The following is a 24,441-nucleotide window of genomic DNA, read 5'->3' on the forward strand; positions in this document are numbered from 1 at the left end:
GGCGCATTTTCCATATTGCCCTGCAAGGGCGGATAACGACACATCAGAGCCTTCCTATGGCCAGACCGACGCCGCATTACCCGCTTTTCGATCGACTGTTCCGTCATTCCGTGGCGGTGGACCTCGGCACGGCCAATACCCTTATCTATACCGACAACGGCGGCATCGTGCTGAACGAGCCGTCCGTCGTCGCTTTCCAGAAAGAGTCCGCCGCCGGGCAAAAACGCGTGGCGGCAGTGGGCACCGAAGCGCGCCAGTTGCTCGGCCGCGCGCCGGGCAACGTCGAAGCCATACGGCCGATGCGGCACGGCGTGATCGCCAACTTTTCCGCTGCCGAACAGATGATCCGGCAATTCGTCGACATGGCCCGGCCGCGGCCGCTGTTCAGCCGGCGCGCTGCATTCACCTTGTGTGTGCCTGCGGGCGCGACCCAGGTCGAGCGTCGCGCGATCAAGGAAGCCGCGGTGGCGGCCGGCGCGTGGAAGGTCAGTCTGATCGGCGAATCGCTGGCGTCGGCGGTCGGCGCGGGCCTGCCGGTTTCGGAGGCGACTGGCTCGATGGTGGTCGACATCGGCGGCGGCACGACCGAAGTCGGTGTGATCTCGCTCGGCGGCCTCGCGTATAGCGGCTCGATTCGCGTGGGCGGCGACAGTTTCGACATGGCGATCGTCAGCTACGTGCGCAACCTGTATGGCGTGCTGCTCGGCGAACAAACCGCCGAGCACGTCAAGAAGGGCATCGGTTCGGCCTTGCGCGAGGTGCCGGTCGAACATATGAACGCGACTGGGCGCAGCGTCGACGATGGTTTGCCGCGCACGGTTCAGTTGAGCAATCACGATATCGCCGATGCGATCGAGGGTCCGCTGCGTCAGGTGATCGGCGCTGTGAAACGTGCGCTTGAAACGGCGCCCGCGGAACTGGTGACCGATATCGCGCACAGCGGCATTGTGCTGACCGGCGGCGGCGCGCTGCTCGGCAATCTGGGCCGCCGCCTGACCAATGAACTCGGGCTCGAGGTCCGCGTCGCCGATGAACCGCTCACTTGCGCGGTGCGTGGCGCGGGCGCGGCGGCGGCGGCCGGTTTGCTCGACGACAACGCCTACGAATGATTCGATGCGGGACGTCCGGCGTTGCAGGTGGCTGGGACACCGGCCGGCCGCGTGAGCCTCGGCGGATATTGAAGGGCTGTGTGACAATACGCCTCTCGTCCCAATTTCAGGGACGCGAACACGTTTTCTTCTTCGAATCCATTTCTAGCCGGCACCGCTGATGGTTTCAGCCGTTGCCGCGCCGTCCGTGAACCACCTGTGAATCAATCCGTTTCCGCTTCGTCCTCTCCCGCATCCCCGTCCTTCATCGAACTGCATAGCGGCTTGCGCATGCCCTATGTGGAAGCCGGGGAGGGTGAACTGCTGCTGTTCGTGCATGGCTCGCTATGCGATTACCGCTATTGGCAACCGCAACTCGCAGGGCTGTCGAAGCAATACCGCTGCGTCACGGTGAGTCTCACGCATTACTGGCCGGTGACGGATACCGAGCCCGACCAGCCGTTCAGCTGGAGCGAACATGCGGATGACGTGGCCGAATTCATCGATCGTTTCGGCGCCGGGCCGGCGCACGTGGTGGGTCATTCGCGCGGCGGGTGCGTGGCCTTTCATTTCGCGCGGCGCCATGCGCAGTACGTGCGCACGCTGACGCTCGCCGACCCGGGCGGACCGTTGCAGATTGCCGGGCGACCGCCCGCGAGTTTGCCGGAGACCGTGAACGCATTGCGCGCAAAAGCTGCGCAGCTGATCGAAACAGGTGAGGTGGAAGCGGGCTTGCAACTGTTCGTCGATTCGGTGAGCCGCCCTGGTTTCTGGGCGATGAGCACGCCGGGTTTTCGCAAGATGGCGACCGACAACGCACACACGCTCGCGCGTCAATTCCGCGACCCGTTGCCGGCGTACGTACCCGAGCAGGCGGCTGAGGTGCGCTGCCCGGTGCTGCTGATCGATGGCGAAAAGAGTCCCGACATGTTCCGCCGCACGGCGACGGCGCTGCAAACATGGCTGCCGGATGCCCGCCGCGAAACGGTGCGCGGTGCCTCGCACGGAATGAATCTCGCGCATCCGGCAGCGTTCAATCGTTACGTCGACGAATTTATTCGCGCAATGGACGTTTGAATTACCGGCGCAGTTCAGGCCTTGCGATGCGCGTCTTTATCGAGCGCGAGCTCCGCGGCTTCGCCGACGAGGCCGTGGTAATACAGATGCACGCCGATCGCGAGCGAGTCGTTGCGAATTTCGTGGAAGGCTTTCCATGCTTTCACGGGGTCTTTGAACAGCAGATAGTGCGCTTCCTGCGCGATCAGATCAGCGACCTCATGCAGGCCATGCCCATGCAGCACATTCACCAGTGTATCGAGACTGTGATGGGTGCGCGCGTCGGTTCGTGGGTAAAGCATATGTAGCACCGCCACGTTTTGCGTCTTCAGCGCCGCGGACAATGCCACGACGATGTCCTGGTGATTCAGCGCGGTGACGATGTTGTCTTCGGTATGGACGTGATCCGGAAACAGTGTTTCGAGTGAGGCGTTCATCTGGTCCTTCCTGTTCTTCTGGCTGATTAAAAAGGCCCGCCGTAGAACGGCGGGCCAAAGACAGCGATGTGTTCGCAGGGGAAGCAAAACACGGATTCAGTATCGCAGAGCAGCGTCGCTTGTGCAGCCTGGCGGCCGCAAAACATTGTTGCAGCAAGCGTACTAACTTTCATTTGGCTGGCAACGCCACCCGGCGGGCTCAGCGCGTTTCCGTGCTGCGTACTTCCGCTTATTTGCGCGTGTTTCCGGTGATTACGCCCATCTTTCAGGCAACGAATGTTGCGCTAGCCGAGATGGATTGTTGCTGTCAATCGCCGCAATCAAAGCACCTTCGGACCGTAGAATGCGAAGCGGAGCCTGAGCATGCCACGCGGCGATCCGACGATCGAGCATGCCGGCATGTGTGCGATGTGAAAGTAAAAGGAACGTGTAGATGAACTCGAAGACACACGCAACGCTGAGCTTTTCCGACAGCGATCAGACGATTGATTTGCCGATTTATCAGGGCACGCTCGGGCCGGATGTCATCGACATCCGCAAGCTGTATGGCCAGACTGGCAAGTTCACGTATGACCCGGGTTTCATGTCCACGGCGGCATGCAATTCCGAAATCACGTATATCGACGGTGACAAAGGCGAGCTGCTGTATCGCGGTTATCCGATCGATAATCTGGCGCAAAACGCCGACTTCCTCGAAACCTGCTACTTGTTGCTGAAGGGCGAGTTGCCGAATGCGGAGCAGAAGGAAGAGTTCGTCAACACTGTCACGCTGCACACGATGGTGCACGAGCAGATGCATTTCTTTTTCCGCGGTTTCCGCCGCGATGCGCACCCGATGGCGGTTCTGGTCGCCGCCGTGGGTGCACTGTCGGCCTTCTATCACGACTCGCTCGACATCAATAACCAGCAGCACCGGGACGTATCGGCGATCCGCATGATCGCGAAGCTGCCGACGCTGGTGGCGATGGCGTACAAGTACACCGTGGGCCAGCCTTTTGTTTATCCGAAGAACGACCTGTCGTACAGCGCGAATTTCATGCGGATGATGTTCGCCAATCCGGCGGAAGAGTACGAGGTCAACGACGTGCTGGTGCGCGCGCTGGATCGCATTCTGATTCTGCATGCGGATCACGAGCAGAATGCGTCGACGTCGACGGTGCGTCTTGCGGGTTCGTCGGGCGCGAATCCGTTCGCGTGTATCGCAGCGGGTATTGCATGCCTGTGGGGTCCGGCTCACGGTGGTGCGAATGAGGCCGCATTGAACATGCTGGAAGAGATCGGTTCGGTCGACAACATTCCTGAGTTCATTGCGAAGGTGAAGGACAAGAACTCCGGTGTGAAGCTGATGGGGTTTGGTCATCGTGTCTACAAGAACTACGATCCGCGCGCGAAGCTGATGCGTGAGACCTGTCACGAAGTGCTCGAAGAGCTGGGTCTGCATGATGACCCGTTGTTCAAGCTAGCAATGGCGCTCGAGAAGATTGCGCTTGAAGACGAATACTTCGTTTCGCGGAAGCTTTATCCGAATGTCGATTTTTACTCTGGGATTGTGCAGCGTGCGCTGGGGATTCCTACGGCGATGTTTACTTGTATCTTCGCGATGGCGCGGACGGTGGGGTGGATTGCGCAGTGGAATGAAATGATCGCCGATCCGGAGCAGAAGATTGGGCGGCCGCGGCAGTTGTTTGTCGGAGAGACTCAGCGGGAGGCTCGGGCGCTTTCCAGGCGGTAAAGGTTTTGGTTTTTGCTTTTGCTTTTGCGGCGGTTGGTTGTCCGTGTTCTTGGGGCGTTGGCCTTTCCTTGAATTGTTAGTGGTCTATTAGCGTTGCCCCTGTGCGGGGCGGCACCTACTTTTCTTTGCCGGCTGCAAAGAAAAGTAGGCAAAAGAAAGCAGCTCAAACCGCTACTGCTAAGCGGGGCCCGTGGTCTGCTGCGGGTAGTGGTGCATCTGGAATCTGGGTTCGTGCCCCTGCACGCGCTTGTGGAGGGTGTCCGGAATTTTGTGTAAACGGGTATTGATTTAACCCGGTAACAGGCGGTCTTCGAACTGGATAGTGAAGCGGTTCAGGGCTGCCTTCCAGTCCCGGATCGGCATCGACCACTTCTTGCTGATGTTGTTAAGTGCCAGGTAAAACAGCTTGGTCACGGCCTCGTCGGTCGGGAACGAACTGCGGGTTTTGATCACCTTGCGCAGGCTCATGTTGATCGATTCGATGGCGTTGGTGGTGTAGATCACCTTCCGGATTTCCGGCGGATAGTCGAAGAACGGAATGACGCGTGCCCAGTTGCGCCGCCAGCTCTGCCCGATGGACGGATAGTCCTTGTCCCACGTGGCTTCGAAGGCACTCAGCTTCTGCTCGGCCAGCTCGACCGTCGATGAAGTGTAGATCGTCTTCAGGTCGGCGGCGACCTCGCGCTGCACCTTCCAGGACACGAAGTTCAGACTGTTGCGCACCATATGCACGATGCACAGTTGAACTGCTGCCTTCGGATAGACTGCTTCGATGGCTTCGGGGAAGCCCTTGAGCCCATCGACACAGGCAATAAAAATGTCCTGCACGCCGCGCGTTTTCAGCTCGGTCACCACCTGCAGCCAGAACTTCGCGCCCTCGGTCTGGGCGATCCACAGCCCCAGGACTTCCTTGTGGCCGTCCATGTTCACGCCGATGGCGAGGTAGACCGCCTTGGTCCGTACAGCACCGCTGTCGCGCACCTTGACGTGGATGCAGTCGAGATAAACGATGGGGTAAAGCGCGTCGAGCGGGCGGGCTTGCCAGGCCTTCACATCCTCGCTCACCGCGTCTGTTACGGCCGAGATGAGCGTGGGCGACACCTCGGTACCGTACATTTCTTCCAGATGCCCCTGAATCTCCCGCACGCTCAGGCCGCGGGCATATAGCGAGATGATCTTGTCGTCAAAGCCCGACCAGCGCGTCTGATGACGACTCACCAGCTTCGGCTCGAACGCACCCTGACGGTCACGCGGGATATCGAGCGGCAACTCGCCAAACTCCCCCTGCAACGTCTTGGCGCTATGGCCGTTGCGGGTGTTGCCCGTGGCATTGGTGACCGCTTCGCTCTTGCCGTGGCCCAGGTGTTCGGACATCTCCGTCTCTAGCGCCCGTTCAACCAGCATCTTCGTGAGCTGCTTGAGCAGGCCGTTCTCGCCAATCAGGTCCTCTGGTTTCTGGTAGTTCGCCAGCAGGCTGTCGGCCAGCTTGACGAGCTCAGGGTCGGGTTTCACGCGTTTGTTGCGTTTCGCTACGGTCATCGTCGCTCCTGATTACTGGCAGTCTCCTGCCAAATGACCGTTTACACAAAACTAATTACACCCTCCGCTTGTGACAAGGGCGTCATACTTCCGGCGGCGCTGCGCGCGCCGAAGCGTACTTCATAAAACCACCCGCTACGTTTTGGTGCCCGCGTTTTCCCACTGCGCTGCGGCTCATCATTGCTCCGCCTCCGCCTCCGCCTCCGCCTCCGCCTCCGCCTCCGCCTCCGCCTCCGCCTCCGCCTCCGTGATTGTGATTGGAACTGCAACCGCAACTGTGATCGTGCCCGTGATTGCAGCACATCGACAAAACATTTGAAGTGGGGGTTTCCGGCTGAGTGCATAGGCGCCTCGCCGAGGCGAAGCCGACGGCCCCCGCTAGCCTCAACCGAGGCCCTTGGTTTCCCATGCAGACCCGTCCGCGACGCACGCAGTGCGGAGTGGGAGCTGATGACACCTTTGTCACTCACGCGGAATGTGCGAGAACACGGATTCCAGATGCACCACTACCCGTGGCAGACCACAGGCCCCGCTTAGCAGTAGCGGTTTGAGCTGCTTTCTTTTGCCTACTTTTCTTTGCAGCCGGCAAAGAAAAGTAGGTGCCGCCCCGCACAGGGGCAACACTAATAGACCACTAACAATGCAAGGAAAGGCACCAAAGCCAGAACAAGGAAAGGCACCAAAGCCAGAACAAGGAAAGCCCAAAGCCCTAAGAACACTGACAAACAAGCGCCACGCAGCCAACCCCCTGCACTTGGTGCAAAACGCAAAACCTGCCTGCACATCCCATGCCAAACCAAAAACAAGAAACTCGCCTGTGATAAGTTCGTCTGACGCGGACAGACCCTCTACAATCGGAATCGACCAGCCAGCCCCCATCGGCATCCGAAATTGAAAATCAACCCGAAAGCGAACACCATAGGAGCGACCCTGATGCAGCAGCCAGAAGCCCTCGGCGGCCTGTCCCACTCGGGCGGAATCGACCACCGCGAACCCGAGCCGGACGGCGCATTCATCCCGACGGAAAACCTCAACGTCGCGAGCGCCACCCAGCACGTGCTGAAGTCTGGCGACACCTTTATCGTCAACGACCCCCTCGGCGATATCACCGGCCACGACGACGGCCTGTTCGTCAACGACACCCGCGTCCTGTCAAACCTGCGCCTCACCTTCGGCGGCCGCGCGCCCTCGCTGCTGTCAGGCAGCGTCAGCAGCGACAACACCTCGTTCACCGCACACCTGACCAACCGCCCCCTGCCGCCGCTCGGCGGCGACAGCACACCGGAAGGCGTGATCCACGTCGAACGCGTGCGCGTGCTCTCCGGCACCGTGCTCAACGAAGCCATCGAACTCACCAACTACGGCACGAGCGATGCAGTCGTGCCGCTGTCCATTTCGTTCGCCAGCGACTTTCGCGACATGTTCGAAGTGCGCGGTCTCAAGCGCGACAAACAGGGTCGTGTCGAACCGGCGCGCGTCGAGAACCGCGAAGTGCTGCTCGGCTATGTCGGTCTCGATGACGTGGCGCGCAATGTGCAGATCGCCTTCTCGCCGGAACCGGACAAGCTCTTCGCCGATCGCGCGGACTACACCGTCAAGCTGCCGGCGCAAGCGTGCGTGTCGATCTATCTGTCCGTCTCGGTGCAAGTGGTCGCGCAAGCCGACAAACCAGCCGCGGGCGTCGCGCAACCCGCGCACGCAGTGAGCGAAGCCCATCTTTCGCAAATCGATGCAGAGCGCCCGCGCGTCGGCCGCGCTGCTGTGCGCGCCGCGCTGGTCGACGCCCACCTGGTGATGCGTGAACGGCGCCGCGTCACCGCCCGCGTGCGTTCGGGCAATCCGCTCTTCAACGCGTGGATCGATCGTTCGCTTGCCGACCTCGGTTTGCTGACGACCGATCTCGCCACCGGCCCGTATCCCTACGCCGGCATCCCGTGGTTTTCAACGCCGTTCGGCCGCGATGCGATCATCACGTCGTTGCAGACGCTGTGGTTGCAACCGAATCTGGCCGCGGGCGTGCTGCGCTTTCTCGCCGAACATCAGGCGCGCGAGAATTCGCCGTTTCGTGACGCCGCGCCCGGCAAGATCATGCACGAGATGCGCAAGGGCGAAATGGCCGCCACCGGCGAAGTGCCGTTCGCCCTGTACTACGGCGGCGTCGACAGCACGCCGCTCTTCATCGTGCTGGCCGGCGCCTATGCGGCACGCACGGGTGATCTCGCACTGGTAGACGAACTGTGGCCGGCGTTGGAGCGCGCGGCGCAGTGGGTCGCGGGCGTCTGCGACAAGAACCGTTACGGTCTGCTGGACTATCAACGCGAGTCCGACGGTGGTCTCGCCAATCAAGGCTGGAAAGACAGCCACGATTCGGTCTTCCACGCCGACGGCCGCTTCCCCGACGGTCCCATTGCACTCGTCGAAGTGCAGGCGTATGCGAGTGCCGCCTTCGACACGATGGCTCACTTCGCCAAGCTGCGCGGACTGCACGATCAGGTCAAGCAATACAGCGAGCGCGCGAAGAAAATCCGTCAGTGCGTCGAAGAAAAGTACTGGATGGAAGAGTCCGGCTTCTACGGCATCGCGCTCGACGGCCACGGCGAACTGTGCCGCGTGATGGCGTCGAATGCGGGTCACTTGCTGGCCTTCGGTTTGCCCTCGCGCGAGCGCGGCGAAGCGGTGGTGCACGCGCTCGACTCCACGCTGTTTCATACCGGCTGGGGCGTGCGCACGTTGGCCGCAAGCCAGGCGCGCTTCAACCCGATGGCGTACCACAACGGCTCGGTCTGGCCGCATGACAACGCGCTCTGCGCACGCGGCCTGTCACGCTACGGCGGCAAGGCGGCGGCCGTGCGGCTGTTGCAGGCGCTGTTCCAGGCGGCGGTCAATTTCGACATGCGCCTGCCCGAGCTGTTCTGCGGTTTTCCGCGGCGACGGGGCGAGCCGCCTACAGCCTATCCGGTCGCCTGTCTGCCGCAAGCCTGGGCGGCGGGCTCGCCGTTCATGATGCTCGAAGCCTGTCTGGGGATCACGATCGATGCGGAGCGGCGCGAAGTCGTGATCGAGCAGCCCATGTTGCCCGAGGGTATCGACTGGCTCGAGGTCGGCGATCTGAGGGTGGGCGATTCGTCGGTGTCCATCACGTTCCGGCGGATCGGCGACAAGGTGGTCGCATCGGCGGCCGAGCAAGGCGACGTGCGGGTGGTCGCGCTGCTGTAGAACCGCGTCTTCGCGAGGCACGAAGCGCACGCTGGAAGTTCTGTTGGATGCGATGCACCGGGTGGTAACATTTGTTGTCATCCTTATCGACCGTTCGCCCGGTATATCGCATGCCAGACAGTTTTGACCAGCTCGCCGCCCTGATCCGGGCGCGCTTCTCCGAACTGAGTCCGCAGTTCCAGATGGGAGCAGGGTTCCTGCTCGATCATCCCGACGAAGTCGCGGTCTCGTCTATGCGCAAAGTGGCGGAGCGGGCGCAGGTGCAACCGGCCTCGCTCGTTCGCCTGTCGCAGCAACTGGGTTTTCCCGGCTGGAACGAGTTGCGCAACCTGTTCGTCGCGCGCGTGCGCACGCGGCCCGAGCCGCTCACGAGCCGCGCCCGTTCTCTCGTCAAATCGAAAGATGCACTGGCCAACGACCTGCTGGTCGCGCAACAACACAACCTCGAGGTCACCGCAGCGCATAACGGCCGCGTGATCGTGGAAGCGGCGCGCCTGTTGCGGCGCGCGCCGCACGTGCATGTAGCAGGCTTTCGCTCCTGTTATGCGGTGGCGTTTGGGCTGGTCTACGGCTACCGGCTGTTTCGCTCGTCGGTGTCGCTGCTTAACGGCGAAGCCGGCACGCTCGAGATGCAGTTGCGTACCGTCGCGCGCGACAGCGCCACCATCGTCATCAGTTTCGCACCCTATTCAGTCGAAGCGGCGCGCGTGGCCGAAGCCGCGTTGGAAAAGGGCAGCAAGCTGATCGCGATCACGGACAGCGCGGTTTCGCCGATCGCGTTGAATGCCGACAAGGTGCTGATTTTTTCGCACGAAAGCCCGTCGTTCTTTCCATCGCTGGTGGCGGCCACGGCGATTGCCGAATCGCTGGTCGCGCATCTGCTCGCGTTGGAAGGGGCAGGTGCCGTCGAGCAACTCGGCATCGCCGAGCAGTCGTTGCACGAAAAGGGCGCGTACGTACCCTGAAGTTTTTCCCCTGAACCGCGCAGCAGCGTGTCACGGAGCGCAGCCGCTCCGTTTGCTTCATCATCACATCGTTTGACAACAAATGTTGTTTAGAAGTATAAATACGTACCGATTGTTGAGTAGGTGCGAGCCGTGGTGTCGAAGCAGGATTTGAGTCTTTTTCAGGTAAGCGGTGAGCCGTATGACATCGGCTACCGGCTGGGTGAAATCGCCAGACCGGTGTTCGCTGAATACATGGAGCAAAGCAGTGCGTGGCGGGCGGTGCGGCGCTGGCACGGCGATCCGTTCGTGCAGCAACTGCGCGATGCGGCCCAGACCCATTTTCCAGCGCTGCTGGTCGAACTCGACGGCATGGCGGCAGGATTGGGTTGGTCGGCGGAAGATCTCTTTTTGTGGAATTGCCGCGGCGAGTTGATTCACAACGCGCCGGATGGTTGCACGACGTTGGCCGCCGTCGCAAGCCATGCACGTTTCATTGCCCACAACGAAGACGGCGATCCCTTTCTACGCGAGCGTTGCTCGCTGGTTGAGGTTCAACCTGCGGGCAAGCCCGGCTTCGTGAGCTTCTATTACCCTGGATCGCTGCCGGGTCACACCTTCGCCGCTAACCGTGCCGGTCTCGTGCAGGCCGTCAACAATCTGCGCATCCGCGTACCTGTAGCCGGCGTGCCGCGGATGATTCTCGCGCGCGCGGTACTCGATGCGGCCTCGCTCGACGAAGCGCTGCACATCCTGCGCGCCACACCGGCTGCGAGCGGCTTTCATCACACGCTCGCTTGTGCGGGGGATGAGCGTCTCCTGAGCATTGAAGCAAGTGCGCAGCGATGTTCCGTGCAAACGGTGTCGACTATCGCCGGCCATGCGAACCATCTGATCCATCCTGGCTGCGAAGCCGAGGCGCAAATCGTCACCGATTCTTCGCGTGACAGGCAGACGCGTGTCGAACATGTGCTGCCCAGGTTCGCCAGTGCAATTACCCCCGCCAAATTGCTCGAAGTATTGCAGGATCGCGCGCCTGTGGGCTTGCCGATCTACCGCGACGACCCGCTCGATCCCGACGACGAAAACACGCTCGCCACGGCGCTCTTCGAAATCGGCAGCACCGATGTCTCGATGAAAGTCTATCGACAGGGGCAATGCGCGTTCGACACCGTCATCGCATGCGTGCCGCCCCGCGTGTGAGCAGCCGTCGCCAATAGAAAGGAAAGGGAAAATCATGTCCACCGTATTCCATCGCTCGCCGAAGCAGTCACTGCCGGTGGCTATTGCCGGCGACGGCATCGAGATCATCGATTCCACCGGCAAGCGCTATATCGACGCCTCGGGCGGCGCAGCCGTCTCATGCCTCGGCCACAGCAACCAGCGTGTGATCGACGCGATCAAGCGGCAATCGCAGCAGTTGCCGTATGCGCACACGTCGTTCTTCACCACCCAGGTCGCCGAGGAACTCGCCGACCGCCTGGTGGCGAGCGCACCGCAAGGGCTAGAACACGTGTACTTCGTGTCGGGCGGCTCGGAAGCGATCGAGGCGGCGTTGAAACTGGCGCGGCAGTATTTTGTGGAGAAGGGCGAGTTGCAGCGCCGTCATTTCATCGCGCGGCGCCAGAGCTATCACGGCAACACGCTGGGCGCGCTGGCAATTGGCGGCAATGCGTGGCGGCGCGAGCCGTTTCTACCGATCCTGATCGAAGCGCATCACGTGAGCCCGTGTTACGCGTATCGCGAGCAGCGCGCCGACGAAACCGAAGAGCAGTTCGCGCAGCGTCTCGCCGATGAACTCGAACAGAAGATTCTCGAACTCGGCGCTGACACAGTGGCCGCATTCGTTGCGGAAACGGTGGTGGGCGCAACGGCCGGCGCCGTGCCGCCGGTGCGCGAATACTTCCGCAAGATCCGCGCGGTGTGCGATCGCTACGGCGTGCTGCTGATCCTCGACGAGATCATGTCGGGCATGGGCCGCACAGGCTACCTGTATGCGTGTGAAGAAGACGGCATCGCGCCGGACATCCTCACGATCGCCAAGGGGCTCGGCGCCGGCTATCAGCCGATCGGCGCGACGCTGGTCAGCGACCGGATTTATCAGGCGATCGTCGGCGGCTCGGGCTTCTTTCAGCACGGGCATACCTATATCGGACACGCCACGGCCTGCGCCGCGGCGCTCGAAGTGCAACGCGTGATTGCCGATGACCACCTGCTGGCGAACGTGCAGTCGCGCGGCGAACAATTGCGGGGCCGGCTGCGTGAGCACTACGCGCAACATCCGCATATCGGCGACGTGCGCGGGCGAGGGCTCTTTGTCGGTGTCGAACTCGTGCAGGACCGCGCCACTAAAGCGCCGTTCGACGCAAAGCTGAAACTGCACGCGGCGATCCGGCGCGAAGCGTTCGCACGTGGTTTGATGGTGTATCCGATGGGTGGCACGGTCGACGGCAAGATCGGCGATCATGTGCTGCTGGCGCCGCCATTCATCTGCACCGCGCGCGACATCGACGAGATCGTCGGCCGCTTGACCGATGCGATCGAAGGCGCGTTGACCGCCATCTGACACCCTTTCCCTTTCAGCGAGATCTGCGATGACCGAGCGCTTGCCTCACTTCGAACTATCCGATGCCACAGCCGAACAGAAGGCCGTACTCGACGAGATTCTGTCCGGTCCACGCGGCAATCTGAACGGGCCGTTTCTGGGCTGGATTCATAGTCCGGAGCTGGCGCAGCAGGCGCAGCGGCTTGGCGCGTTCTGCCGCTATCGTACCGGCTTGCCGCTGCGCCTTTCAGAGCTGGCGATTCTGGTGACCGCGGCGCGTTGGCGGGCGCAAGCCGAGTGGTATATCCACCATCCGATCGCCGTCCATGCCGGAGTCGCCGAAGCGGATGCCGAGGCGATCCGCCAGGGGCATCGGCCCGCCTTCGCGGATGCTGATGACGCATTGATCCATGACTTCGCGAGCGAACTGTACGACACCAAACGGGTGTCGGATGTCACCTATAGAAAGGCGGTCGGGCGCTTCGGCCACCAGGTGGTGATCAACCTGGTGGGCTTGCTCGGCTACTACGCCCTGGTGGCGATGACACTGAGCGTGTTCGACATGCGCGCAGTGGGACAGGAGAGCTTGCCGTTCGCCGAGTAGCGACTGCGCCCTGAGTCTGCTGCACGGACTGCGGCTCGGACTGTGACTCGCATCCGCGAACCGTATCCCGGCGTCGTCACGACACTGGCACACGGAAGCGCCTATGATGAAGTTCGGTCCACGCCCGCACCTCTTGCGCCGCGCGGCACGCCCCGAAGGACGTCCCCTTGGGGCACTCGCGACCGATGCCGATACTACGAATACCCGGGCTGGACCGTTGTGGACGGCATCACGTAGGGTTGAGGAGCGGTGCGAAGCAGGGCACAAACAGGAGAGAGCGATGAAGCGCAAGGCATCAGCAGTCTGGCAAGGCGGCCTCCAAGACGGTAAGGGCTCGATTTCCACCGACAGCGGCGTCCTCAAGGACACCCAATACTCGTTTGCCACGCGCTTCGCGGACGGCATCGGCACGAATCCGGAAGAGCTGATTGCGGCTGCGCACGCGGGTTGTTTCTCGATGGCGCTATCGGCCGAACTGAGCAAGGCCGGCATCACGCCTGAACGTATTGGCACCACGGCCACCGTCACGCTCGACAAGGACGGCGGCGGCTTTTCGATTACCGCAGTGCATCTCGATGTGGCCGTGAAAATCCCCGGTGGTGACAAAGCCGCGTTCGAGAAGGCAACCGCGGACGCCAAGGCGGGCTGCCCGGTTTCCAAGGTACTGAACGCCACCATCACGATGGACGCGAAGCTCGAAACCTGAGCGCGCGGTTTGTCTATTGCGGACAGATGAAGGGCTGGCTGGCGGCGGTAGCCAGACCGCCGGCTGCCACTCTTCGCACATTTCCTTATTTGCTGTTTATTTGCTGCTTGTTGGCCATTTAACGAACACACGACGACGATCCGGCAGCGCGTGGGCGCAAACGCCGGTCGCCGTCTTCAATGGGACCGTCGATGACAACGCAAACCGAAAAAGCACGGCAATTCCAGTCATATCACGCAGCGGGCGAGGCCTTCATCATCCCGAATCCTTGGGACATCGGCACCGCACGGTTGCTCGCGCTGGCCGGTTTTAAGGCGCTCGCTACCAGCAGTGCAGGCTATGCGTTTTCGCGTGGCCTGCCGGATAACGCCATCGGTCGCGCGCAGATGATGGTGCATCTCGCCGAAATCGCGGGAGCGACCGATTTGCCAGTTAGCGCCGATCTGGAAAACGGCTTCGGCGACGCGCCGGAAGACTGCGCCGAAACGATCATGCAGGCCGCGGCTGCGGGCGTGGTCGGCGGTTCGATCGAGGATGCAACCGGTCGTGCGGAAGAACCGATCTACCCGTTCGAGGCCGCCGTGGAGCGTGTGCGCGCGGCAGTCGTCGCGGCGCGTGCTCTGCCGTTTCCGTTCACGCTGACGGCGCGTGCCGAGAATTATCTGGTGGGCCGGCCCGATCTCGACGATACGATCCGGCGTCTGCAGGCTTATCAGGAGGCCGGGGCCGACGTGCTCTATGCGCCCGGCCTGAAGACGCGCGAAGAGATCGCCGCCGTGGTCAGCTCCCTCGACCGGCCGGTCAATGTGCTGATGGGCTTGCAGGGCGTGCTGCTCAGTTTCGAGGACCTGCAGGCGCTGGGTGTGCAGCGTGTCAGTGTGGGCGGCTCGTTGGCGCGCGCGGCGTTGGGCGCGTTTCTCCGCGCCGCGCACGAAATGCGCGATCACGGCACCTTCAACTACACGAAAGAAGCCGCCAGCGGCAATGAGATCAACCAGCTCTTCACGAGCGCCGCGCAGAAGTGGGGTAAATAGACGACCGTACCCGTTTCGAATCTCACCTTGATTTCTTGAACGGTTAGTCATAATATCCGTCACATGAAGCAATCTGGCAGTTCGAAACAATCCGTGAAGAAAGACGGCGAGGTCTGCACCCGGGGCAGGCCGCGCGAGTTCGACACGGACACCGTCTTAACGAGCGCGAGCCAGGTTTTCTGGAATCACGGCTACCACGCCACCTCGATCGACGACCTCTGCAAGGCCACCGGCCTGTTGCGTGGCAGTCTGTACGGGGTATTTGGCGATAAGCACGGCATCATGCTCGCCGCGCTCGATCACTATGCGGAAGGTTCGGTCGCGCGGCTCGCCGAGCGGCTGAACGCGCCGGTGCCGGCGGAAGAGGCACTGCGCAACGCTTTGCTGCATTACGCCCGGGTCGCATGCGCGCTGACCGGCGAGCGCAGCTGCTTCATCACCAACACCACGCTGGAGATGCAACCCGGGGACGAGGAACTGCGCAGCCGCGTCGCGGCGATTCAACGCCGCATGGCGACGCTGCTTGCAGCTTCGGTGATTCGCGGCCAGGCGAGCGGCGCTTTCAATTCCACGCTCGACGAAAAAGCCGTTGGCGATTTCCTCCTGTGCGTGATGCAAGGCCTGCGTGTATTGGGGCGAGTCGCCCACAAGGAAGATGCGCTGATCGGAATCGTGGACGTCGCCATGCGTGCGCTCGTCTAATTTTTTTACCAAATTATTGAACGAACGGTCATGAATAGAGACCCCATCAAGTCCGCTCCGGCGGGATTCGCTGGAGCGGCGGGTGGATCCGCCGCCGTTTGCCCAGGCATGGGTGCGGTGGCCGCCAGTACGGTTGCCGCCGGTGCGGCGGCGGCAACCAGCGCTGGAAAGGCCACCTCCGGCTTCGAGCGCCAGGGGCTCGCGCTCGCTGTGCTGTTCGTCGGCGCCTTCCTCGCGCCACTCGACTATTTCATCGTCAACCTCGCGCTGCCGTCGATTCACACCGGCCTGAACGCTACGGACGCGCAATTGCAACTCGTGGTGTCCGCCTACGCATCGGCTTATGCCGTGCTGCTGATCACGGGCGGGCGTCTCGGCGACCTGTTCGGCCGGCGTCGTATGTTCATGACGGGCATGGCGGCCTTCGTGGTAGCCTCCGCGCTGTGCGGCTTCGCCACCAGTGGCCACATGCTGGTGATCTCGCGGATCGTGCAGGGCATCGCCGCCGCGGTCATGGCGCCGCAAGTGCTCGCGACCATCCGCGCGGTCGTGCCGCTGCATCGGCAGACCAAGGTCATGAGCCTCTATGGTTTCGTATTCGGGCTGTCGTCGATTGTCGGGCAGTTGGGCGGTGGCGCGCTGATTACCTATCACCCGTTCGGGCTCGACTGGCGCATCATTTTTCTGATCAACATTCCGATCGGCATCGTGGCCTTCATCGGCACATGGAAGTTCGTGCCGGAAAATCAGCCGGCCACGAACACCGGCATCGACCTGAAGGGCGTCGCGCTGCTCTCGATGGTGCTGCTGCTGGTCATCTATCCGATGACGCACGGCCGTGAAGCCGGCTGGCCGACGTGGACCTTCGTGATGTTCGCGCTGGCCGTCCCCGTCTTCGCGCTATTCGTGGCGATCGAGCGGCGCGTCGAGCGCGGCGGCGGCCATCCCCTGGTGGATCTGCAATTGTTCCGCAACCCGGCCTTCGCACTGGGTCTCGTGCTCGCGTTCCTGTTCTACTGCAACAGCGCGTTTTTCCTGACCTACGGGATCTTCCTGCAAACCGGTCTGCACTGGACGCCGCTCGCCTCGGGCATGGCCATCATGCCGTTCGCGATTGGCTTCGTGATCGGGCCGTTGACGTCGCCCGCGGTGGTCAAGCGCATCGGCGGCCATGTGCTGGCGCTCGGTTTCTCGATGATGACCATAGGCTTCACCGTCACCGGCTGGTCCGCGACCCATGCCGCTGTGCCTGATCTGCTGTTCTATTGCGGGCTGGTGTGTGCGGGCGTCGGTCATGGTCTGCTCCTGCCGTCGATCATGCGCATCGTGCTGCTGGAAGTCGCGCCGGAGAAGGCAGGGCTTGCTTCGGGCGTGGTGTCGTCGACCTTGCAGATCGGCTCGGCGTTCGGCACGGCGGCCATTAGTGGCGCGTTTTTCGGCGTGATCGGCGGCCGCGAAACCCCGGCTGCCTATGCGCACGCGTTCCAGTACAGCCTCGCGATCAACGCGTGTCTGATGTTCGTCTGTATCGGTTTGAGCGTGCTGCTGGTTCGGCATCAACAACTCGCATTGCGCCGCGCTGCACAGCCGGTTTGAAAATAGCGGACGGGAGATCGTTTTCAACGGTGGTCGCTAAAAACTATTATGCACTTTAAACAAAACCGGTTTTGGAGTGGGTGCATTTACCGATGAGTTTCCCGTTCATAGGTAATTCCGCATGTGAGTGATCGGAATAAACCCGAATCGGGTTTGTCGGTGGCAGTTTAGATATGACAAATCCAGTGCGCATTTTCTACTTGCGGATCGGGTTTGCCGCCGTAAGTTTTGCGATCGTGCAATGCCGCACGGGTGGTGGTCTGGCGTCGTTATAAAGGGTTTTCCCCGGTTTTACCCATCGACTGTCGGGATGGGAAACCTATTCCAGTCCCAATGAAAACGGTATCAATAAAAAGCGCTTGCCGTTGTTAATTTCGATTGTTAATCTTGGTCAACTTTTTAGAGTTTTCCTTCGGCAGGGTTCTATGTTGCAAAGCACGGTGCGATGACTTTATTCCGCTCAACGGGTTCCGTAGGGGATTGAATATGCTGACCGCTACCATTGACGTATTCGAAACACCGGCAGCCGCGCGCTTCAATGTCGGCGATGTTGTCACGCTGAAGGAAGGTGGTTCGCGCATGACGGTGACGTATGCGGGACCGGTAGCGCTCAATCCGGGCGACTGGCTGATTTGCGAGTGGTTCGACGAACATGGCGAACTGCGCCGCGAAATGTTCGCGCACGAGAGCGTGCGGGCTGAGCCGCGCTCGATTCCGGCCGGCTCGGTGATGTGGGGCAGAATGGGGCGGGCGGCCTGAGAAAAGCGGCCCTGCGCACGTACTAGTCCCGCAAACCGGTTTATCCATCGATTAGTTTCAACCCCGCCACTGACAGCACGATCAAGGTCATGCAGATCACGCGGGGTGCCGAAACCGGGTCGTTGAACAGCATCACGCCGAGCACCGTGATGCCGAACGATCCGATCCCTGTCCATACCACGTAGGCTGTACCGGCCGGCAAATGCTTCATCGCCAGCGTTAGTAAAAACACGCTGCCGAGCGCGGCCGCAACGCCGCCGATGCTCGGCCACAAGCGTGTCCATCCATTTGCATATTTCAACGCCAACGCCATCAGGATTTCGACCGCGCTTGCTGCGAGCAGAATGAGCCATGCCATCGTGAGCCCCATTGGTGAGTGGTTAGTAAGCGGGCAGCTTAGGGCTATAGTGATGCGCTCACCATTACTTACCCACTGGTAACCATGGCATTTCCCGAGTCCGCCAACGCATCCCTCGCCTCGACCGAACAACCCTATCGCGGTGACGTTTTCGACGCCGCCTGTTCGTCGCGTCTCGCGCTCGAACTGATCGCGGGAAAGTGGACGCTGCTCATCATGCCGGCGCTGCTGCCCGGCCCGATGCGCAATAACGCGTTGCTGCGCAAGATTGGCGGCATTTCACAAAAGGTGCTGACGCAGACGCTCAAGGAACTCGAGCGGAACGGTCTGGTGATCCGCGAGGAGCAGCCGGGCGCGGTGGCGCACGTGGAGTACCGGCTCAGCGAACTGGGGCGAACGCTCAGTGACGCGCTGGTGACGCTCGATCATTGGGCCGAGGAAAACGCGGCCGCACTCGATGCTGCACGTGAGCGCTATGACGCGCGGCAGCAAACGCACCGCTAGCTTGCTGCCTGCGGTTGTTGCGCACAATTGTTATTGAAATCAAGGCTGTTTGTTTTCCGGACGCTCACGCGCCGCGGACCGCCTTTGTACGCGCACCAGAAGCGCTGACGAAAACGCGCGCATCCGCACGATCTTCCGCGTCTCTACCACTTCGCCGGCCACGTTCTTCGGCGGGTTGGGCTGTAGCGACCAGTAGAGGGCGAGCAGCCAGCCAAAGCCGGTCCAGCCGAGGCACGCGTTGAAGAGTGCCAGCGTCAGCACGTCATGACGCTTGCGCCGGTCCGCGAGAATGCTCGGCAGAAAATACAGCGCCAGCGCGAGCACCGCGGCGACGGCCTGTACCACGATGTTGCCGCCCATAGACTGGCTCCTCAGGACGCGATGTATCCCCCGATTGTCGCGCGATTGTTTTCTTTGCGCTGGGTCGCTCTGAAACCTGCATGCGGGGCGAGGGGGTTCAGCGCATCGCGCATCGGGACTATCATGGACGTTTCGACTGAACAGAACCGCCACGGACCGCCACCATGATCTCCGACGATACGACCCAGCAGACCCAGCGCATCAACCAGGACACGCTACGCGAATTCGTAGACCGTAAATGGAATGACGAGATTGTTCCTGCGCTCACGGACTACATTGCCGTGCCGGCCAAGAGTCCGGCATTCGATCCCGAGTGGGTCAAGCACGGCTATCTCGAGCGCGTGATTACTGACGCGGCGCAATGGGCCGAACAGCAACCCGTGCGCGGCCTGAAACTCGAAGTGATTCGCTTGCCGGGCCGCACGCCGGTGATTTTCTTTGAAACGGCCGCAACCCGGTCGGGCAGCGAAGAAACCATCGTCCTGTATGGCCACCTCGACAAGCAGCCTGAATTCGACGGCTGGCGCAACGACCTCGGCCCCTGGACGCCGAAGCTCGAAAACGACAAGCTGTACGGCCGCGGCGGCGCCGACGACGGCTACGCGATCTATGCCAGCCTCACGGCACTGGCCGCGCTGGACGCGCAAGGCATTGAGCGTCCTCGCTGCGTCGGTCTGATCGAAACCTGCGAAGAATCGGGCAGCTACGATCTGCTGCCGTATGTCGACGCATTGCGTGAGCGGCTCGGCAAAGTCGGGCTTGTGGTGTGTCTCGACTCGGGTGCGGGCAACTACGATCAACTGTGGCTCACTACGTCGTTGCGCGGGCTGGTCGCCGGCGACCTCGAAGTCCAGGTGCTCGACGAAGGCATTCACTCGGGCGGTTACGGCGGTATCGCGCCGTCGAGCTTCCGCATCATGCGGCAACTGTTCGACCGTCTCGAAGACTCCGCCAACGGCACCTTGTTGCCGAAGGGTTTCCACGTTTCGATCCCGGCGGATCGTCTGCGCGAAGCGGAAGCGACCGCGCAGATTCTCGGTGACGACGTCTGGAAGAAGCTGCCGTGGGCCTGCGGTCAGGACGGCCGTCAGGTGCTGCCCACTACCACCGATCCGCAGGAAGCCTTGCTCAACTCGACGTGGCGTCCGTCGTTGTCGGTGACCGGCGCGGCCGGCTTGCCCGCGCTTGCCGACGCCGGCAACGTGCTGCGTCCGCGCACGGCATTCAAGCTGTCGCTGCGCCTGCCGCCGCTGATCGAAGCGGAAAAGGCCGTCGCCGAACTGAAGGCGCTGCTTGAATTCGATCCGCCGTACAACGCTAAGGTCACCTTCAAGCCGGATGCTGGCGCGGCGAGCGGCTGGAGTGCGCCCGATCTCGCACCGTGGCTCGCCACCGCGCTTAACGACGCGTCGCGCGCGCACTACGGCGCGGACGTTGCCTACATGGGGCAGGGCGGCACGATCCCGTTGATGAACGTATTGAAGTCGGGTTTCCCGAAGTCGCAGTTCATGGTGTGCGGCGTGCTCGGGCCGAAGTCGAACGCACACGGACCGAACGAGTTCCTGCACGTGCCGTATGGCAAGAAGCTGACGGCAGCCGTTGCTCAGGTGATCGCGGCCGCGCCGTGATGAGCGTTTCGCCTCGAGCTTTCCTGCAATAACGTTGCAGGCGAATCAGCGGGCGCTCCGGAGCGCCCGCGTTTGAATATGCGAATTGAATAGTCCGTCTGTTGGCCCACAAATAAAAAAACAAACCTCCGCAAGCCATATTTTCGATTGCATTACCTAATCGAAGACTATTTCTTTTTCTTTCGAATCCGGCAAGAAATTCAAGCTTTGTTCGTTCGCTAATTTATTGCGGCCGGGTGCTCATTTGCGGGCCAATTTCGCCCTTCCTCGGTGCGCAAGCGTTTGCGTCCGCAGGATCTTTTACCCATCCGTCCGCCTCCCCGCAGAGCTCCGTCTGGCGGGGCTTCACGCGCGTGTTGCATTCATCTGTTGGTTACCCCGCTCCCATCCGATTCCGGTCTGCTTTAGGCTCGCATTGCAATGCCAGTGTTTAACCTTAAAAGGACCGTTCAAAATGAATCTGCATAACCACCACGCCTGCCGCCCGTTCCTTGAAGCCGGCAATTTGTCGCAAGTCTCCGCCTACTATGAAGAAGGTCGCAACATCATGTGGATGATGCTGCGGGCGCAGCCGCGTCCCTGTTTCAACCTCGATCTGGTGCATGACATTCTGGGTCTCGCGCAGGCAGCACGAGAGTCCGGCTTGCCGATCGACTTCTGGGTGACCGGCTCGTTGATTCCCACCATGTTCAACGTCGGGGGCGACCTCGATTTCTTCGCCGATACGATCCGCTCCGGTAAGCGCCAGGTGTTGATGGCGTACGCGCGCGCTTGCGTCGATTGCGTGCATGCGGCGGCACGCGGTTTCGATACGGGGGCGATTTCGATCGCGATGGTGGAGGGCACGGCGCTTGGGGGCGGGTTCGAGGCGGCGCTCGCGCATCATTTCCTGCTCGCGCAGAACGATGCACGCATGGGCTTTCCGGAGATCGCATTCAATCTGTTCCCGGGCATGGGCGGTTATTCGCTGGTCGCGCGCAAGGTGGGCATGCGTCTGGCCGAGGAACTGATCGGCATGGGCGAATCGCACACGGCTGAGTGGCACTTCGGCAAGGGACTGGTCGATCAGCTGTTCGAACCTGGCGACGCCTATATGGCGACGCGCACCTTCATCGATACGCTCCGGCCGAAGATGAACGGGATCCGCGCGATGCTGCGGGCGCGTCAGCGGGTGTTGCAACTCTCGCGCGCCGAGTTGATGGAAATTACCGAGGACTGGGTGGATGCCGCTTTCACGATCGAGGAGAAGGACCTCGTCTTTATGGAGCGGCTGGTGATGCTGCAGAACCGCCGTACTTCGAACCTGCGCCAGACGGCCTCCAGCGCGGCCAATTTCGCCTGAATCGCTCCGGGCCGCGACGATATCGAGCGGCAGGCGGGCGGTCTCTCAATCCCCCAAGGGGATGTGTCCTTCGGGCGCGTGGAAGCTCAGGCAATCAGTCTGAGCTTCTGCCTATCCTGCAACCAGCGTTCGAATTCGGCGACCGGCATGGCCTGACCGTACAGGAAGCCCTGTACGTAGTCGACGCCCAGCCCCCTCATGAACACCTCTTCCGATTCGGTTTCGATGCCTTCGGCGACCACCTTGAAATTCAGTTCTTGCGCGACCACAACCATGGAGCGCACGAGTGCCTGCGCTTTGGTGTCGGCATTGATCGAGCGGACGAAACTGCGGTCGAGCTTGATGACGTCGAGCGGAATGCGGCCCAACTGCGAGAGCGACGAATAGCCGGTGCCGAAGTCGTCCAGGTGAACCTGCGCGCCGAGCTGGCGGAACTGCTTGATCAGATCGATTGCCGCTACTTCGTCCTCGATCAGGCAACTCTCGGTGAGTTCCAGGTCGATCAGGCACGGATCGAGATTCGCGCGCTGCAGCGCTTCGCTGAAATGCCGCACCACGGCGGTATCCACGAGTTGCCGTGCCGACACATTGATCGCGATGCGCAGGCTGTAGCCATCCGCCTTCCATTTGGCCGCCTGCTTCGCGGCCGTTTCCATGACCCAGCGGCCGAGCACGCCGATCAGCCCGGATTCTTCCGCATAGCGAATGAATTCCGCCGGCATGATCTGCCCGCGCTCCGGCGAGTTCCAACGGACCAGCGCCTCCACGCCCTGCACCGCGCCGGTGGCGAGTACGAGCTTGGGTTGGTAGTGCAGCGTCAGTTGGCCCTCGTCGAGACCGCGTCGCAAATTGGTGTCGAGCCACATGTACTCGGCGACCTTGCGGTTCATGTCGGGCGAGAACACGCGATAGGTGCGCTTGCCTTCATCTTTGGCAACGTACATTGCCGTGTCCGCCGAACGAATCAGCGATTCGAGGTCGTTGCCATGTTCCGGATACCGCGCAATGCCGATCGAGCAGCCGGTGTAGACCTCGACGAGCCCCAGGCTGAACGGCGTGCGCAGGCGTTCGAGAATGCGCTGCGCGGTGGCTTCGAGATCGTGGGCGGTGCCTTGGGCGGCGAGCACGATGAACTCGTCGCCGCCGAGGCGCGCGAGCGCGTCGCCTTCGTTCAGGCAGGTGCTGATCGCCGACGACACATCGCGGATGAGCCGGTCGCCGAAGACATGGCCGTAGTGGTCGTTGACCTTCTTGAAGTTGTCGAGATCGAGGAACAGCACGCCGACCGATTCGCTTCCCGCTGCTTCGATCGCGGCACTGATCTTGTCCTGGATCGCGTTGCGATTGGCGAGACCGGTGAGCGAATCGGTGTTCGCCAGTTCGGTGAGACGTTCCTGCGCGAGCCGTTCTTCGGTGATGTCGGTGCCCGAGCAGATCAGAAACTGTTCTTCGACGCCGCTGCCGCTTTGAACGAACTTGTTGCGAAACAGGAATAGCCGTTCGCCGCGAAGGGTTTTTACGCGCCGCTCGACTTCGTACGAGACGCCGCGATTGAAGAAGCCCGTGATGTTCTGGCTGGACGCCGCGCCGGACTCGGTGCTCATGAACAGCGCCCACACATTGCGGCCGACGATGTCTTCTTCCTTAACGCCGGTGAGTTCCTCGGCGAGGCGGTTGAAGCGCTGTATTCGACCGTGCCTGTCGACGATGACCACGACCGAATTGACTTCGGAGACCACCTGTTCGGCGAAAGAGAGACCGTGGACGAGGTCGCGTGCAACGGACTCCGTATCGTCGTAGGCCGAAGCAGTACCTGCCCACGTATTGCTGGCGAGTTTTTTACCGACGAGGTGCAGGCGCAGCGGTTCGCCGAACAGCCGCACGTCGAGGACGAGGTGCGAGGTGATGCCGGTGAGGCAGCGGATTTGCGAAGCCTGTTGGGGATTCAGCGGAATGGCGACATTAGCCGGCACGTCACCGGTGACGGGCGTGAGTTCCAGCGCGTTGCTGTCGTTTGACAGACGCCAGCAAGGGCTGCTTGTGCCGAACTGGGCAAACAGCACCTGATCGTGTTGGTCGTCGTTCATGAGATCCCCGGGCGGTGTGCCGATGAGCCAACCATAAGGTGGGGCGGCGGCAAACAGTCTTCATCATACTTAAAGACTGACCCCCATTGTAGCGAAGCGGCTGGCGTTCGGGCCTATAAACATTAACGGTCGTGATGGCCTTCGTCTTGAGACTTTTGTTTTGGCGCACACACAGGCGCGAAGCCTCGAAACCGCATTGAAACC

21 protein-coding genes are annotated in these 24,441 nt (G+C 61.6%); 16 read left to right on the forward strand and 5 right to left on the reverse strand.

Annotation, left to right across the window (positions count from 1 at the left end):
- Positions 1–56 precede the first annotated feature (56 nt).
- Positions 57–1,109: a rod shape-determining protein gene (locus PQQ86_RS28090; RefSeq protein ID WP_408274387.1), complete on the forward strand. Its 1,053-nt coding sequence runs from the start codon at positions 57–59 to the stop codon at positions 1,107–1,109.
- A 270-nt stretch (positions 1,110–1,379) separates the two neighbouring features.
- A complete protein-coding gene (locus tag PQQ86_RS28095) occupies positions 1,380–2,165 on the forward strand; it encodes an alpha/beta fold hydrolase (protein WP_408279379.1) in 786 nt (261 codons plus the stop codon).
- A 14-nt stretch (positions 2,166–2,179) separates the two neighbouring features.
- Here PQQ86_RS28095 and PQQ86_RS28100 read toward each other — a convergent pair whose 3' ends face one another.
- Positions 2,180–2,581, reverse strand: a complete 402-nt coding sequence (locus PQQ86_RS28100) for a hypothetical protein (protein ID WP_408197262.1) — start codon at positions 2,579–2,581, stop codon at positions 2,180–2,182.
- A gap of 433 nt (positions 2,582–3,014) precedes the next feature.
- On the opposite strand from PQQ86_RS28100, the gene gltA reads away from it, so the two are divergent.
- Complete coding sequence (gltA, locus tag PQQ86_RS28105) at positions 3,015–4,313, forward strand: citrate synthase (protein WP_408274390.1); 1,299 nt, start codon at positions 3,015–3,017, stop codon at positions 4,311–4,313.
- 288 nt (positions 4,314–4,601) lie between these two features.
- On the opposite strand, the gene PQQ86_RS28110 is transcribed toward gltA, so the two are convergent.
- Positions 4,602–5,852: an IS256 family transposase gene (locus PQQ86_RS28110; RefSeq protein ID WP_408265345.1), complete on the reverse strand. Its 1,251-nt coding sequence runs from the start codon at positions 5,850–5,852 to the stop codon at positions 4,602–4,604.
- A gap of 933 nt (positions 5,853–6,785) precedes the next feature.
- Here PQQ86_RS28110 and PQQ86_RS28115 point away from each other — a divergent pair.
- The 10 genes from PQQ86_RS28115 (at position 6,786) to PQQ86_RS28160 (ending at position 17,958) form a co-directional block, all read left to right on the forward strand.
- Positions 6,786–9,068 (forward strand): amylo-alpha-1,6-glucosidase, encoded by a 2,283-nt coding sequence (locus PQQ86_RS28115; RefSeq protein WP_408274395.1) that lies wholly within the window; start codon positions 6,786–6,788, stop codon positions 9,066–9,068.
- A gap of 110 nt (positions 9,069–9,178) precedes the next feature.
- Positions 9,179–10,033, forward strand: coding sequence for a MurR/RpiR family transcriptional regulator (locus PQQ86_RS28120; RefSeq protein WP_408274400.1), 855 nt, complete (start codon positions 9,179–9,181; stop codon positions 10,031–10,033).
- A gap of 135 nt (positions 10,034–10,168) precedes the next feature.
- Positions 10,169–11,215, forward strand: coding sequence for a C45 family autoproteolytic acyltransferase/hydrolase (locus PQQ86_RS28125; RefSeq protein ID WP_408274403.1), 1,047 nt, complete (start codon positions 10,169–10,171; stop codon positions 11,213–11,215).
- A 34-nt stretch (positions 11,216–11,249) separates the two neighbouring features.
- A complete protein-coding gene (locus PQQ86_RS28130; RefSeq protein ID WP_408274406.1) occupies positions 11,250–12,578 on the forward strand; it encodes an aspartate aminotransferase family protein in 1,329 nt (442 codons plus the stop codon).
- A 28-nt stretch (positions 12,579–12,606) separates the two neighbouring features.
- Complete coding sequence (locus tag PQQ86_RS28135; protein ID WP_408274409.1) at positions 12,607–13,161, forward strand: carboxymuconolactone decarboxylase family protein; 555 nt, start codon at positions 12,607–12,609, stop codon at positions 13,159–13,161.
- A gap of 280 nt (positions 13,162–13,441) precedes the next feature.
- Positions 13,442–13,867, forward strand: a complete 426-nt coding sequence (locus PQQ86_RS28140) for an OsmC family protein (protein ID WP_097396500.1) — start codon at positions 13,442–13,444, stop codon at positions 13,865–13,867.
- Positions 13,868–14,058: 191 nt separating this feature from the next.
- Positions 14,059–14,901, forward strand: a complete 843-nt coding sequence (locus tag PQQ86_RS28145; RefSeq protein ID WP_408274413.1) for an isocitrate lyase/PEP mutase family protein — start codon at positions 14,059–14,061, stop codon at positions 14,899–14,901.
- Positions 14,902–14,964: 63 nt separating this feature from the next.
- Complete coding sequence (locus PQQ86_RS28150) at positions 14,965–15,603, forward strand: TetR/AcrR family transcriptional regulator (RefSeq protein WP_408274416.1); 639 nt, start codon at positions 14,965–14,967, stop codon at positions 15,601–15,603.
- Positions 15,604–15,633: 30 nt separating this feature from the next.
- Positions 15,634–17,199: an MFS transporter gene (locus PQQ86_RS28155; protein ID WP_408274419.1), complete on the forward strand. Its 1,566-nt coding sequence runs from the start codon at positions 15,634–15,636 to the stop codon at positions 17,197–17,199.
- A gap of 486 nt (positions 17,200–17,685) precedes the next feature.
- A complete protein-coding gene (locus tag PQQ86_RS28160; RefSeq protein WP_408274421.1) occupies positions 17,686–17,958 on the forward strand; it encodes a YodC family protein in 273 nt (90 codons plus the stop codon).
- Positions 17,959–17,998: 40 nt separating this feature from the next.
- Here the strand turns inward: PQQ86_RS28160 and PQQ86_RS28165 are convergent, their stop codons facing one another.
- A complete protein-coding gene (locus tag PQQ86_RS28165) occupies positions 17,999–18,316 on the reverse strand; it encodes a DMT family transporter (protein ID WP_093635885.1) in 318 nt (105 codons plus the stop codon).
- A gap of 84 nt (positions 18,317–18,400) precedes the next feature.
- On the opposite strand from PQQ86_RS28165, the gene PQQ86_RS28170 reads away from it, so the two are divergent.
- Positions 18,401–18,820: a winged helix-turn-helix transcriptional regulator gene (locus tag PQQ86_RS28170; RefSeq protein WP_408274425.1), complete on the forward strand. Its 420-nt coding sequence runs from the start codon at positions 18,401–18,403 to the stop codon at positions 18,818–18,820.
- A 39-nt stretch (positions 18,821–18,859) separates the two neighbouring features.
- Here PQQ86_RS28170 and PQQ86_RS28175 read toward each other — a convergent pair whose 3' ends face one another.
- Positions 18,860–19,180, reverse strand: a complete 321-nt coding sequence (locus PQQ86_RS28175) for a superinfection immunity protein (protein WP_408274427.1) — start codon at positions 19,178–19,180, stop codon at positions 18,860–18,862.
- A gap of 164 nt (positions 19,181–19,344) precedes the next feature.
- Between PQQ86_RS28175 and PQQ86_RS28180 the strand changes: the two genes are divergently transcribed.
- Both PQQ86_RS28180 and PQQ86_RS28185 read left to right on the forward strand, forming a co-directional pair.
- Complete coding sequence (locus PQQ86_RS28180; RefSeq protein ID WP_408274430.1) at positions 19,345–20,808, forward strand: M20 family metallopeptidase; 1,464 nt, start codon at positions 19,345–19,347, stop codon at positions 20,806–20,808.
- Between the two features lie 454 nt (positions 20,809–21,262).
- The gene (locus tag PQQ86_RS28185) at positions 21,263–22,150 is read left to right on the forward strand and encodes a crotonase/enoyl-CoA hydratase family protein (RefSeq protein ID WP_408194678.1); all 888 of its coding nucleotides are present in this window, start codon (positions 21,263–21,265) and stop codon (positions 22,148–22,150) included.
- 86 nt (positions 22,151–22,236) lie between these two features.
- Here the strand turns inward: PQQ86_RS28185 and pdeR are convergent, their stop codons facing one another.
- Positions 22,237–24,237: a cyclic di-GMP phosphodiesterase gene (gene pdeR / locus PQQ86_RS28190; protein WP_408274433.1), complete on the reverse strand. Its 2,001-nt coding sequence runs from the start codon at positions 24,235–24,237 to the stop codon at positions 22,237–22,239.
- Between the last annotated feature and the right edge of the window lie 204 nt (positions 24,238–24,441).

The organism is Paraburkholderia sediminicola, assembly GCF_046026675.1.
GTDB classification, from domain to species: Bacteria; Pseudomonadota; Gammaproteobacteria; order Burkholderiales; family Burkholderiaceae; genus Paraburkholderia; species Paraburkholderia sediminicola_F.

Bases quoted from the DNA above. Each gene is read 5' to 3' on its own strand.
- PQQ86_RS28185 (WP_408194678.1), top strand. From the start codon at position 21,263: ATGAATCTGCATAACCACCACGCCTGCCGCCCGTTCCTTGAAGCCGGC.
- PQQ86_RS28110 (WP_408265345.1), bottom strand. From the start codon at position 5,852: ATGACCGTAGCGAAACGCAACAAACGCGTGAAACCCGACCCTGAGCTC.
- PQQ86_RS28145 (WP_408274413.1), top strand. From the start codon at position 14,059: ATGACAACGCAAACCGAAAAAGCACGGCAATTCCAGTCATATCACGCA.
- PQQ86_RS28090 (WP_408274387.1), top strand. From the start codon at position 57: ATGGCCAGACCGACGCCGCATTACCCGCTTTTCGATCGACTGTTCCGT.
- PQQ86_RS28170 (WP_408274425.1), top strand. From the start codon at position 18,401: ATGGCATTTCCCGAGTCCGCCAACGCATCCCTCGCCTCGACCGAACAA.
- PQQ86_RS28150 (WP_408274416.1), top strand. From the start codon at position 14,965: ATGAAGCAATCTGGCAGTTCGAAACAATCCGTGAAGAAAGACGGCGAG.
- PQQ86_RS28165 (WP_093635885.1), bottom strand. From the start codon at position 18,316: ATGGCATGGCTCATTCTGCTCGCAGCAAGCGCGGTCGAAATCCTGATG.
- pdeR (WP_408274433.1), bottom strand. From the start codon at position 24,237: ATGAACGACGACCAACACGATCAGGTGCTGTTTGCCCAGTTCGGCACA.
- PQQ86_RS28095 (WP_408279379.1), top strand. From the start codon at position 1,380: ATGCCCTATGTGGAAGCCGGGGAGGGTGAACTGCTGCTGTTCGTGCAT.
- PQQ86_RS28135 (WP_408274409.1), top strand. From the start codon at position 12,607: ATGACCGAGCGCTTGCCTCACTTCGAACTATCCGATGCCACAGCCGAA.
- PQQ86_RS28175 (WP_408274427.1), bottom strand. From the start codon at position 19,180: ATGGGCGGCAACATCGTGGTACAGGCCGTCGCCGCGGTGCTCGCGCTG.
- PQQ86_RS28160 (WP_408274421.1), top strand. From the start codon at position 17,686: ATGCTGACCGCTACCATTGACGTATTCGAAACACCGGCAGCCGCGCGC.
- PQQ86_RS28130 (WP_408274406.1), top strand. From the start codon at position 11,250: ATGTCCACCGTATTCCATCGCTCGCCGAAGCAGTCACTGCCGGTGGCT.
- PQQ86_RS28155 (WP_408274419.1), top strand. From the start codon at position 15,634: ATGAATAGAGACCCCATCAAGTCCGCTCCGGCGGGATTCGCTGGAGCG.
- PQQ86_RS28120 (WP_408274400.1), top strand. From the start codon at position 9,179: ATGCCAGACAGTTTTGACCAGCTCGCCGCCCTGATCCGGGCGCGCTTC.
- gltA (WP_408274390.1), top strand. From the start codon at position 3,015: ATGAACTCGAAGACACACGCAACGCTGAGCTTTTCCGACAGCGATCAG.
- PQQ86_RS28115 (WP_408274395.1), top strand. From the start codon at position 6,786: ATGCAGCAGCCAGAAGCCCTCGGCGGCCTGTCCCACTCGGGCGGAATC.
- PQQ86_RS28180 (WP_408274430.1), top strand. From the start codon at position 19,345: ATGATCTCCGACGATACGACCCAGCAGACCCAGCGCATCAACCAGGAC.
- PQQ86_RS28100 (WP_408197262.1), bottom strand. From the start codon at position 2,581: ATGAACGCCTCACTCGAAACACTGTTTCCGGATCACGTCCATACCGAA.
- PQQ86_RS28140 (WP_097396500.1), top strand. From the start codon at position 13,442: ATGAAGCGCAAGGCATCAGCAGTCTGGCAAGGCGGCCTCCAAGACGGT.